The organism is Geoglobus acetivorans, from assembly GCF_039641995.1.
GTDB classification, from domain to species: domain Archaea; phylum Halobacteriota; class Archaeoglobi; order Archaeoglobales; family Archaeoglobaceae; genus Geoglobus; species Geoglobus acetivorans.
Window position 1 is genome coordinate 291,776 of record NZ_CP087714.1, and the last position, 13,178, is coordinate 304,953.

5 protein-coding genes are annotated in these 13,178 nt (G+C 48.5%); all 5 read left to right on the forward strand.

Annotated elements, in window-relative coordinates; genetic code table 11:
* The first annotated feature begins 43 nt into the window (after positions 1-43).
* A complete protein-coding gene (locus LPQ35_RS01670) occupies positions 44-5,023 on the forward strand; it encodes a multiheme c-type cytochrome (protein WP_193806468.1) in 4,980 nt (1,659 codons plus the stop codon).
* 28 nt (positions 5,024-5,051) lie between these two features.
* Positions 5,052-5,780 carry a hypothetical protein gene (locus tag LPQ35_RS01675; RefSeq protein WP_193806466.1) on the forward strand — a complete coding sequence of 243 codons (729 nt, stop codon included), beginning with the start codon at positions 5,052-5,054 and terminating at the stop codon, positions 5,778-5,780.
* On the forward strand, positions 5,771-6,397 hold the full coding sequence (locus tag LPQ35_RS01680; protein ID WP_193806464.1) for a hypothetical protein: 627 nt from the start codon (positions 5,771-5,773) through the stop codon (positions 6,395-6,397). The genes LPQ35_RS01675 and LPQ35_RS01680 overlap by 10 nt, the downstream gene beginning before the upstream one ends.
* Positions 6,394-7,506, forward strand: coding sequence for a hypothetical protein (locus tag LPQ35_RS01685; protein WP_193806462.1), 1,113 nt, complete (start codon positions 6,394-6,396; stop codon positions 7,504-7,506). The genes LPQ35_RS01680 and LPQ35_RS01685 overlap by 4 nt, the downstream gene beginning before the upstream one ends.
* Before the next feature lie 62 nt (positions 7,507-7,568).
* Positions 7,569-13,157: a hypothetical protein gene (locus LPQ35_RS01690; RefSeq protein ID WP_193806460.1), complete on the forward strand. Its 5,589-nt coding sequence runs from the start codon at positions 7,569-7,571 to the stop codon at positions 13,155-13,157.
* Positions 13,158-13,178 lie beyond the last annotated feature (21 nt).

Sequence of the window (13,178 nt, forward strand, 5' to 3'; positions counted from 1 at the left end):
GTCTTAAATACTGTTATAATCAGAACTTTTACCGGGGATAATCATGTTTGCTGATCTCCTCAAAAATTCCGGAGTTTCAAAATATTTTCTGCTGATTGCGTTAGCGGCTTTCATCCTCCTTGCAGTCTCAGGACCGGTTTTTGCACAGCCCACAAAGATCGTTGTTACCACGGACCGTTATGCTGTCTGGAATCCGTATTACAATGATGTGGGCACATCAGATTCTACATTCACGGCTTACGCACTGCTCCTCGATGAAAAGGGCTTGCCTGTTGCAAATGAGGAAATCACGTTTATAATCTACACGGCAAGTGATGCGAAAATAACCCTCACGGCAACAACTAACTCGAACGGTATAGCATACGTTTCGTATGATGTTAGGAATAAAATCAGCTCTTCTTCAGATTCTGATGCTGGTCAGTGGACTATTGTAGCATATCCAACCAGCTATCCGAACATTAAAGGTTCGACACAGACCTGGTTCACTTCGAAAACTGGTTGTAAATCTAACTGTCACGAGAGTGGTGCTACTGATAGAGGCGGGAACCCAAAGTCTCCATATAATGACAACTGGGGTAAAAGCAAAACAAAAGCTGAAGAGGCACACACTGTTAGTGGTATGATGGGTGGTCATGATGGCAGGTACTGTACTGATTGTCATTCTGGATATGACAATGAAAAGGGCGTTTATGGCTTGTCGGGTCAAAATAGGCCGATAGGATCTCATACAGCAAAATACTGCGACAATTGCCACAGATTCGGATCTGAAACAGTTGATGGGATGCTGGACGTATACAGTGCCAGAAATGCTGGAGGAATTCCAGACATGCCGTCCTGCTACGACTGTCACCCTCAGAAGAACTCCAAGGTTTCGCCTGTTCAGACTACCGGGTCTGTAGGCAGTTATACTGGTGTTTCGGTTTATTCGTGGGACAGGTCAAATGGCCCTCTTGTTGCTCATACAGCAAGCGGCAACGGGGTTGATGATGGTGTGCCGTGCATATTCTGTCATGGCCCGATGCACAACATCACCGCTCCATACCCTGCTGGACTTGGAAACAGCTATACTGAAGATGAGCAGTGTCTGACGTGCCATACGAATCAGGGCAAGCATTCAGCGAACAATCCTATTTACTGCACCGCCTGCCACAGCCAGGATGCACACAGCATAGGCGTTCTGGATAAGAACGCCGGAACTCAACCGACCTACACGGCTCTTGGCTCCACAAATGCCATCACGAAGAACGACTGTGAATCATGCCACTCGCCCGGAAAAATTTCTGATTTCTTTTCCACCCTGAAAAGTTATGACTCCCAGGCGTACACTATGGATTACAACACTTTAACCGACTCATTTGGAAAGGCAATTTCAAAACATGCTGGAAAGGTTGAATGCACTGCTTGTCATGATGATTCAGACTTTCACAGCATAACCTTTCTCTCTTCATCCGGGGTTTACTCGACATCCAAATCCGGCCTGGCGGATTGCTATGACTGCCATTCTGATTCTCCTGCAAGGAACACTCTTGTCGGGAGAGGATACAATCCTCCGTATTTCTCATTCCAGCACGGGAATGCCGGCTACGATGGCAAAAACTGGGACAATTACTGGAATTCGGACAGAGAAGCATGTTACTACTGTCATGAGAGGTCTCCCCACGGGGATGTCAGGGGCAATGTAACTGGCCTGGACGTTAAAGCAGACCTCTCAGGAAAGGCATGTGCCGCCTGCCATGTTAAGAGTTATTCTGGCTATATGGGCAATACGATGAACCCTGAGCCGCCTGCCATAGATGTGAACAACACTGGCAAAGCCAGGAATCTGGCAGGAAAGGAGTGGTACAATCACACGAAGTACCTGGACGATTACAGTGATGCGACTTGCTTTGGCTGCCATGCTCCCTCTCCGGACTTTCCAAGAGATTTTTACGCATTCGTTCACGGTGTTGACGAGGGGCTGAAACCCGGTCCCGACTGTGCCTCATGCCACGATTTAAACGAAAGGCCACCAAAGAGGGTGGACATTTCTGCATTTTCGAATTCGGTACATGCAAGTCTTAACAGCAACGCCGGAAACACAGCACCTGTAAATCCTCTGAGCAAGGCGTGCTGGGCGTGCCATGGGGATGGTAATGAGCCAATGGACCATCCTGACAGTTACAAGAACCCGAAGAGCTGTGAGGATTGCCATTTAACCGGAAATTATGGCGCTCCGGTGGTCAGTGAGCATACCAAAAATGGGTTAAATGTCAGAGTCTCGAAGGACTGCTGGAGCTGCCACGGAATTGATGTCATGCAGAATGCCAACTCGGACAGTGAGGGCTCTGAAAAGGCTTTCGCAAGCCACTATGCAAAAACTCCTGACTTTTCCGCAAATATCAATGGTGTGACTGGCACAGACTGCTATTCCTGCCATCAGAACACCTCTACACCATTTTCATCTGCGATGGTGAATGTGAATCACACGTACATGCCCGATCACGGCACAAAGATCTGCTGGGACTGTCACGGAAAGGACATGCATTCTGGCCTTCAGAAACCATCCATATCGAGCGATTACTGCCGGAGCTGCCATACCGGATTTGAAAAGCATAGCGGTACTGTGGATTGTTTTGTGTGCCACATGGACGGGAGCGATACAACATACGACTCGACAAAAGCCCAGATCCATGGAATAAAGTTTCCTTCCGCTGATGGATACTCGACATCGAAATCGTTGGGCTGCTACGCTTGTCACACCGGAAAGCTGAACGAGTCCCTGAGTTCGTGGGGCGTTACTGCACCAAAAATTCCTGAATTCAGCCACAGCAACTATCCTGCCAATGGGACGAGGTGGGGCAGTTACTGGAATGGCCCTGACAGCGCATGCACCTTCTGTCACACCTCTGACGTTCACAGCACGTCTGTAAAGGGCAATGTTTCTCTTGTTAAAGGTTCGAACAGTTACAGGGCAGACCTCGCTTCCTCATACTGGTGTTCAGCCTGTCATTATTCCTCTTACTCCGGATACCGGGGAGACTCACTAAGCCCGGTGCCTCCCGACATAGCCACATACTCAACACCCTCGGATGGCATCAAGTGGTTTGACCACTCACCGTATGTGTCATCAGATTACACCGATGCTAAATGTCTGGAGTGCCACGGAAGTGATGTCAGCAAAAGCAACGAATTTGTTCATGCGGTTAAAGAGGGTGTGGGAGGAGCCTGCATATCATGCCATACTGATCCATATTATTCAGACGTCCCCGTAAACGTCAGCTCGTTTGGCAGGCATGGGAATCTTGATGGGGTTACTGGTGTGGATGACAATGACTGCAGGGTTTGCCACTATTCTCCGTTTGAGATGCTGAGATCTGGGTGGACCACAGGCACGTATTCATGCGAGGACTGCCACTCCAGCAGTGTTCCGGATGATGTTCGGATTGCAAACTTCAGACATGGTAATAACAGCTGCCTCGACTGCCACGCTGGTGGAGGAATGGACAATGGGAAGCTCTATCACAGCGATTACTCAACTCCGTTTGGGGCTGTTAAGGAGCCAGGATGGAATGGATGGAGCAAGAACGTTGTGGACTGTTCTGACTGTCATGTCAGCCATGCAAAAGAAGCACCTTTCCGGGCCGTCGGAATAAGCAGTTACATGACATTCACCTCAAGCTGCGGCGGAGTTAACTGCCATGGAGCTGGTAATGTCCATGATGCGGTCAAAAGCCAGTACATTTATCCGCCTTTCGTCAGGATTTCGATTGACCGAAACATGGTGCTTGAAGGGGAAACTGTAAGTGTTTCGGCGGACGTCTGGGGCTATGGTGTCCAGATAAACGACTCATGGTATGAGGTGCTGGATTCCCGGGACAATGTGGTTCTTTCGGGCAAAGCATCACCCTCAGATGGATCGTTTGGTGGTCTCAAAAACGGGTATGGGTATGAGAATGTCGGATTCAGCTTTTCAGCGAATTTTGATCCGGGTGTTTACAGAATAAGGGTTTATGCCGAGAAAGACACAGGCGTGGTTGGATACAGTGAAGCGAAGCTTGTGGTTGGAGCGATTGGAAGCACTGCAGCAAACTTTGAGTTCGAGACCTGGAATATTGACGGCACGCTGACCAACTGGGCTTTGAGCGGTAGCGGGACGCTTGAGAAAAGCACGAATTCGAAGTCGGGACACTCTGCGAAGATAACGACGTCAAGCGAAGCCCGGATAGAGAGCATAAAATTCCCGGTAGAAAGCAATAAAGACTATCTCGTAATTGTGTTTGCTAACTTCAGTGGAAAAGCCGGACTGACTGTCAAGAAGTGGAGCAACGGCGCTCTCGTGGAAACCACACCTGAAGTTGTTGCGGAGGGCAATCCGGGAAGATGGATTGCGTTTGGCACCGTGGTGAACTCTGGAAATGCGGATAGCTTTTCGCTGATGCTCAGGGTTTACAGCGGGTATGCGTATTTCGACAACGTGTCTGTCGTGACTGTTCCTCTGCTGGAAAACAGGGCAGTTAATGGGGAATTTGAGGAAAACGAAGATAGTAAATACTTGTATTATGATATGGACAAAGAAAATGAAAACGTAAAAGCATGGGAACCCAAAAAAGAGAACGGCATCTTGGCGACTTTGAACGATAAGGGTAGAAACAGAGTTTTGGCTATGATAGGAACAGGTTACTGGACCTCAGCATATCAGGATTCTGTTTTTGGCCAGGCTGCAAGGAATTACGCCAGAGATTACGGAATAAGGATCTCGGGCGAATTCATCGCAATGGTCGATATTTACAAGTTGGGTGGTAACTTTGGTGGACTTGAGTTCGGATTCTGGGACTGGGATTACGGACAGAACAGGAACAATCTGCTGGAGGACGGATCTTACAGGGTTGGATTCTACGACGATACGGGGCAGTGGAGAACTGTTGTGGTGTTGGACGACATGGGGAATGCAAACCTGCTTCAGATCAAGCTCAGGGGGGAGAATGCTCAGCAGCTGATGTTTGACGATGTGAGATGCTACCTGAACGAGGGAGTGATAAAGTAAATATACATTCGATGCATAATATAGTTGAATGATGCAGAAGCTCATGATGCTGGCCATACTAATTTTTTCACTTTCAATCTACTTACTACCATCGACTGTTACGCTCTTTACCGGTCAGCATCTCTGGTATAATCTGGAACAGCCCGGAACGGGGGTTCCATGCATAAAATGTCATGCGGATATTTACGACGAGCTGAACAACTCGGTCTATCACAAGATATGGGGTGATTCAACTAAAGCGGATGATCAGGACTGTTATACCTGCCACACCATAAATCAGAGCATAACCTATGCGGATGCGGACCAGGGTATTATCGGGCAGGAAGCGCATGCAGCCTCGACAATTAGCTGTGGATACTGTCATTTCAATTCCTCGATAATGACGGCCATGGGTGGGCTGGTGGCAGGAGGTTTTAACAAAAGCGATCTGCCCGGAGACACTGGAGAGGTTGAGGCCCACAGGAAGTTTTTAGAAGATGCGATGCTTGATGATCCGCTGTACGGGTCAGATCTGCTCGAAAAAGAAAACGAGGCCTGCATTTCATGTCACACTGCCGTTGCAGTCAAGATCCATTTTGCTCACAGGGAGAAGCTGAATTTCAGGGCCGAGAAGAACAGCAATGGACTCTGGAACCACCCGAGCTTTGGCTCAACGGGTTTCGTTAACACCACCGTGTGGGGCAACGCCATGGCGACCGGGGGACTGTACAACAACTCCACAGCCACAAAAACGTGGGGTGATGGTACATGGTCCTGAAGAGGCTGTTTATAATTGTCCTGATTGCAGCCACGTCTCTTGCAATGGTCAATACAGTCTCCCTGTTTGTTGGACAGCACTACTTCTATGACCTTTCCTCCGGCTACAACGAGAAATGTCTTAAATGTCATGCTGACATTTACGACGAGATGCTTTTCACCCCCCATCACCGCCTGGTTGATGGACAGCCTGGTTTGAACGGGGATGAATGCTATGTGTGCCACAGGAGTGAGGACATTCAGTACGGCAATGCAACGACTCCAGGTAAAGAGGCACATTCTGCAAGCATAATGTACTGTGGAAACTGCCACCTGAACTCCACGATAGCCGCAAGGTATAATGCTCCCCTTGCCGACGATATCTACAGCACCAATGAGGTCCACAAAATGCTGGCTTTCCACTCTGCTCTCGATTTTCCAGTCACCGGCAGTAACCTTCTGAGGAAGGAAAGTGAGGCCTGCATTGCATGTCATGCGGATGTGAGGGTAAATATTACATTTGTCAGTGATAATGAGACTACAATCACCGTTAGCAACCTCGACAGAGGTGGTTATTCGTCTTACTCCGTGGATAATGTTGTAATTTCTGAATTCAAACAGTGGAGTGTTGAGAAATGAAAGCGAGAACGTATCTCATACTGCTCGGGATCCTCGTAATTTCCATAGCTCTGTTCTACTCCACCCCATCGGTTTCAGTCCTGTATGGCAGCCACAAGCTATACAATCTTACCGGTGCGGGAAACGATGTTGACTGCACGTCCTGCCATCCTCAGGTTGCCCAGGAATTGAGCCAGTCCGCCTTTCACACTACTCTGACTTGTGAGGACTGCCACCGCAACCCCTACATGAAGAGCGTGGCGCTGGATAACGGAACCGTTGTGACCAAAGGCTCCTATGCTCACGCAGCATATAAGCCAAGGTGTCTGGACTGCCATTCGCAGACAAGCATAACCAAGGCCGATGGGACTGTTGTTACCGTACCAAAAGCCGACGCTTTTGGTGATCCTGGTTACGGGGGCGATCGTTCGGCTCATAAAAAATTCGTCGTCGACTCGCTGAACTACAACATATTCGAAGGGGAAAATGAGGCGTGCATTTCCTGTCATACTGATTACAAGGTTAAGTTTGAGTTCATCCGACCATTATATGCAACATTCACGATCAACAGCAGCTGGTATGTTTCGTCGGTTACTTACGGGCCAAACAACACCACTGTTGTTATGAAGCCCGGAAGCGGAGCCAAACACAAGTTCAAACCTCTGACAGACATAAAGTGCGAGGACTGCCATCCGGACATATGGGCTGCGGCAGTTCCGGGACATGTTACAGACTGGAATGTTGTTCATGGGAATGGGATGTATGGTTGGATTTCCAATGTTCACTACTCTGACTGGAATGATGCAAAGAATGGGGCAATAAACATCACCGATTTCTGCAAGTCCTGCCACGTTCCTAACACCAATTATCTGGTTTCTTCTCTGAGGAACGAAGTTACGCATGCTGCCTGGAGGCTTTCATGCTACGACTGCCACATAAATACCTGCAGCCAGTGTCACAGTTACACGAAACATTACGGTAATGCCTTCGACAATCTAAATACTGCTCCGTTCTTCATCAGGGGTGACACCTGCACATCGTGTAAGGAGAATAACCTCCCGGATCCTACCATTAGTCCGGTCACATTCAAATCTTATTTCGAGCCGAATACCACAAAGCTTCTGCAATAAATATTGCGCTAAAGATAAACTTTAAATTTTTTAGATTGTAATAGTGATGAGCAGGGGTTCAAATGAAGCTGAAAATAATTGTGTTCATGCTCCTTGTATTGCTCTCATCCACTTATTTGGTAGAAGCGAAGGGCACACCTTCAAACGTGATTGTGTGGACCAATAAAAAGGTCATCCACCCCTGGTTCATTACCATCTACGACAGTAACGCCCCCTCAGTGGGGAATATGGATTCGACGAGTCGACACACGCTCTATGTGTATGTTTCGGTTCTTGATGACGATGGGAACTACATGGATCCTTCACAGATAGATTTCACCCTTTACATCAGAGATAACAACAGGTACGATCACTATGACAAGAACAACGATACATATCACCACGATGTCATTGCAACGAATGGCAATTTCATCAACCTCGCGATAGATGATGATGCCATGACCTACTCTAACGGTATCTTCAGCTATTCTGTCAATCTGGACACAGAACTGGACAGCTACAGATCCACTCTGAAAGATGACCATCTGAGAATTGAGGTCGTTGTGAATGAAAGCACGGGACTTTCTGCAAAAACTTACGTTTTGGCTTCGCCAATAGTATTCTGTTCAAATGATTGTCATAGTACTCCAAGATGGGGTCTTGACAAATCCGATGCGCACAGTGCCCATGTATACGAAAGTTCTTCCTACCCTTCCGACACCTGTACTGTCTGTCATTTTGGTTATGAGCACTTCTACGAAAACGTGACGGATACAATCCCGGATGAATACAAGGATACGCACTTTTTCAAGCTGAACCCTCCTGATGTTTCCTATGCCTCCAGAGGAACCACCTCCAATGAATGGAGTAAATTCAACTGGAACAACACGACAACGAGTTTAAGCACTGGGGGTTCACTCTCGTGGGCGAGTAAAAGTGGGGGCGGAGCTAAATACTGTGCATACTGCCATATTGACTCATCTGGAAAGGTTTACGACTGGGATTCGAGCAGCGACATCGTGATGTGTTCGAAGTGTCATTCAACGACCTCAATGGAGGGAACTGTGCCTCCTTCAAGCTACAACTCGTATGGGACTTATGGAAAAGGTACAACCTCTCACGCCCATCCTGGAAACACAACGAGGGTTCCCTGTGGTCTGTGCCACAACTCTGTCCACAACCTGCAGCTTCCGAACACGAGCTACACCGAATACTACATAGCCGAGCAGTGCTGGAAATGCCACAACATAAGTGGCGGGATCGACATAACCTCCAATGGCGTAACGATCAACCATCCGGACTTCGAGCCCGATTGCAGGGCGTGTCATCTGGATGACAATCTCGCTCTTGATGCTCATTCTGTTCCTGTTGCCGAACCCCCCAATCCGAACTGTGTTGGATGCCACGACATGGGTGGAAAATCTCTCGTTCACGTTGATGTTTCTGCCATGAACACCACCGAGAACAGGCACTATAACCTGAACAATAAAACAGATCCAACTGCAAACGGGTTGAGGTGGGAAAACAGGTTGTGCTGGGCGTGTCATGGTGAAGATGACAACGGAGACGGAATTATGGAGTATTCCGAGCAACCTCCCGACCAGCACCCCTCCAAGTACAGAAATCCGAGGATGTGTACTGACTGCCACAACAATGCGACCTTTGGAAGTTTGATTGGCGCACCCCAGGTGTCGAGACACACCTGGTATGACTCCACGATTAAAACCCCCGGCGTAACCTACTGTGGAGACTGTCATGGTCTGCCCGAAAATGTCCTGCCCAATTCGGATGAGGAATACACCTACGAGAGCGCGGCCGCTCATTACGGGAAGTTCAGGTCTGACCTTGAAGCGATTGCCACAACAGATGACTTCTGCAAATACTGTCATCAGAATGAAACCTCTCCGTATCCCTTTTCCAATCCCGAAAACAAAGTGCGGCCGGAACACTCTAACACAGGCACGCCTCCAAGCTGTGTGGAGTGTCACGGCTCTGGACCGATGCACAACCCTGACTTGAGGATTCCCGTTGTAAATGACGCTCTGTGCCAGAGCTGCCATCCCGACAAACAGCCCCATAACGGCACCATAGGATGCGTAGAATGCCACATGAACAACACTCCAGAATACATCCACCCCATGACATTTCTGCAGCCCGATGGTAGAGTTTCCACTTCAAAGCTAACTGCTGCGAAATGTTACGACTGTCACAAGTCTGATAAGCTGAACAATCTTCTGATAAGCTGGGGAGCCACGAGGCTGCCCAAAATCAAGAACCAGCACCACAGCGAATCTCCGGTAAACGGCTCAAAGTGGAATGACTACTGGAGATATGAGCCAAGATACCTCACCTTCGCAACATACTACAGCATCTCTGAGGGGTCTGTTCAGAACTTCAACAACATGATGAGTGTCAGCAATAACTTCTCGACGATATATGAGACACCGAAAGGTGGTGTCTCAGCGTTCAAAGGCACTTTCCCGTCAAACCAGGGCTTTGACTCAAACTATGACGGATGGAGCTATACAGCCCAGTCTCCTGCCACCGCAGGGTACGACGCGTCTTACGGGAATCCCGAAGGCTCGATATATTCGTATCTTTACACGAGATACAGGTCGACAGGGTATTACTCGGTTGAATGGGTTTCATCCTTCGTTTATGAGAAGAACAAACCTGTTGCCTACGCCAAGCTGAACTTTGATTACAGAGTTACGAAAATGACCCGGCTGGGAGAGGTGCTTGTTACGGTTTACATTGAGGACCCTGACGGCGTGAGACATCAGGTTTACCAGGTCTCAAAGAGTTCGCCGGACGTAACCTGGAACAGTGTGAATGTGGTGCTTCAGAATCCCGACACCATCTTTACCAAGGGTGGAGTTTACAAGGTTATTCTGAAAACCGAGTTCGGTGTAACCTACTCGACGAGGTGGTCCAAGGAGGGCAAGGTGTACTTTGACAACGTGAAGCTCGAAATCAACGAAGAGGAGTACCAGCAGTATGAGGTGGTCATGCAGTTCGAGAACGTTCCCAACACCCAGTACACGCTGTACCTTGAGGGAGAGTATCTGGTGAGTAATGAGCCTGCAGTGTTGTACATTTACGATTACTCGTCTGCTTCATGGGGCAGGAGTTTTGAACTCAACGCCACGGCGTGGAAGAAAATCAGAATTCAGCTGAATTCAAACGAGTATCAGGGCGGAACCGTCAGGGTAAAGATTACTGATAAAGACCGTGGAATCGACACCCTGCAGGATTACATAAAATTCAAGTATCTGCTTGTTCAGAGCGATACCGGAAGGCCTTACCCGTGCGAACAGTGTCACGCATCAGAAATGCACGAAAACCCCGCTCTCGGCAGCATCAAGGCTATTATGGGCAGCAATATGATTAATACGACTGATCTTTCCAATTCTTACTGGTGCATCCAGTGCCACTGGAAGAATGCCGCCAACTATACCGAGATGGTAAATGAATACAACACAACAAGAGGCCTTCCAGTTCCACCGGAGATAACGGATGGAAGCTATGTGTATCCCATGGCGAGTGATGGAACGAAGCATGTGGACCATACGAACTGGATAAATCAGTATGGTTATTCAGACAGAGCGTGTGCGCTGTGTCATGCCACGTATTTCGTCGATGGAGTCACAACAACAACCGAACTTGTTCACGATGTGGAAGTGGGTGCTAACTGGACGAGGGATTACCTGTTTGCCGAATGTCTGAACTGTCATTCTGGTGACATCAACGTTACCAAGTTTGGCAGGCATGAGAATCTTGAAAACGATGGGGGGCTTACCTACAAGGACTGCCTGAAGTGCCATTACAAGCTGGGAGGGATGGGATACAACTACACCCCCACAGTGGGCGTAAATCTGTATGACTGCAGGAGCTGCCACACGCCTGAAGGCGAATCAAACATCAAACCATCTGATACCAGCCTGCTAATCTCTAATTTCGCCCATGGATCCAACTACTGCTCCAACTGCCACTATCCGGAAGGAGATTACCACAATGACTATTCTGGCCCCCTCGGTACGGTGGAGGCTCCGGGCTGGTCTGACTGGGTTAATGGAACTGCCGTAAGCTGCAGCAACTGTCATTTCGAGAGAAACCTTGACGATTCACCGTTCCATGCTCCCGGAATAAGCAGGTTCAAGGCATCCTACAGTTCTTGCTCCGGAGAGAACTGCCACGGAAATGCGACAATCCACAGCGTCAAACCCCAGAACCCGGTGCTGGAACCGTCTGTAAGTGTGAGTTTGAACAGAACCTGGGTGAATCCCGGAGATGCAATCCTTGTTACGGTTAAGGCTACGGGCAGAGGCTCTCAGATAAGCTATGCATACTATGAACTCCTTGATATGGGTGGCAGTGTCCTTGCCTCTGGCGATCTGTATCCAAAGGATGGCGAGTGGGGAGGTGTGGACAATTCATTCCTTGGAAACGGTTATGAGGAGTTCGAATTCACGATAAATGGCTCGGTAACATCCACACTGAATGCCGGAGTTTACCGGATTAAGGTAACCGTCATGCAGGACGCTCCGAAGAGCGGAGAGGGCAGGTATTATCCGAGAAACGGTGCTTATGGTAGCGGTTATGCAGAGTTCAGCGTTGGAGAAGCTGGAAGCCTTGCGCACAACTTCGACTTTGAGGCACTGAATGTATCTGGGTGGTTCGTTAACTGGAAGAAGGTGATCGTTTCAGGAAACCCAACCGTGGAAAGCTCGACCACTTATTACAGTTCGCCAACCCACTCCCTTCACATGCTGTCTTCGGCAGGTGATGAGTGTTACGTCCAGTCGATAAACGTCAGTGTAACCAAGGGTGAAAGGTATCTGCTCCTTGTGTGGGTTAAAGGAACTGCAGACTTTGCCGGAATAAGCATTAACCAGTGGAACTCTTCCACGCTTGTTTCATCAACTGATCCTCTCGGCATCATCGGCACGAGAAATGAGTGGACGCAGTTTGGAATACTTTTCGATGCAAAAGGAGATTCGATAAACGTCCTGCTGCACGTTAGAGGCAATGCTGATATGTACTTTGACGATGTCAAACTCCTGAGGATGCCTTCATATAAGGTCATTGGACCGGTGAATGGGGACTTTGAGGATACAGAAGATGATCCTAGTTTGAAATTTGCTGAGGAAATGCAGTCTGCAAGCAACTTTATTAATGGCGAATCTCCTCCTGTGAAAGCTTGGGAGCCATACACTAATGATGCCGGGATAAATGTAAGCAAGGTTTACTCCGGTGGCACTGCAGTTGAAATTGATGGAACCGGCTTCTGGGTATCTCCTGGTGGCTATGACAGAATGCAGGACGATACCAATATGGCCTGGATGGGCAGTGGCGGGTCTGTGATTTACGTTAACACCTACGGGATCTTTGTTGATGAGAACAGCTATCTCGCCACCTTTGCCATGTTTGCTGACAGGGTGAATGGTTATGCAGGAATGAACGTCACTTTCTGGGTGTACAACAAGGCTGACGGTAGCTACTCTCAGCTTCCAAACAGCGTTCTGATTGGAACGAGATACAACATGTCTGACTGGGTTTTAGGAGTGGTTAATGTTACTCCCCCATTCATGCACAACCTGATGGAAATTCGGCTCGAAGCCTCGAACAGCCATGCGGTGTTTGACCATGTTACGGTTTACGAGGTTCAGTAGGAAAGGGATATATAGCGGAGC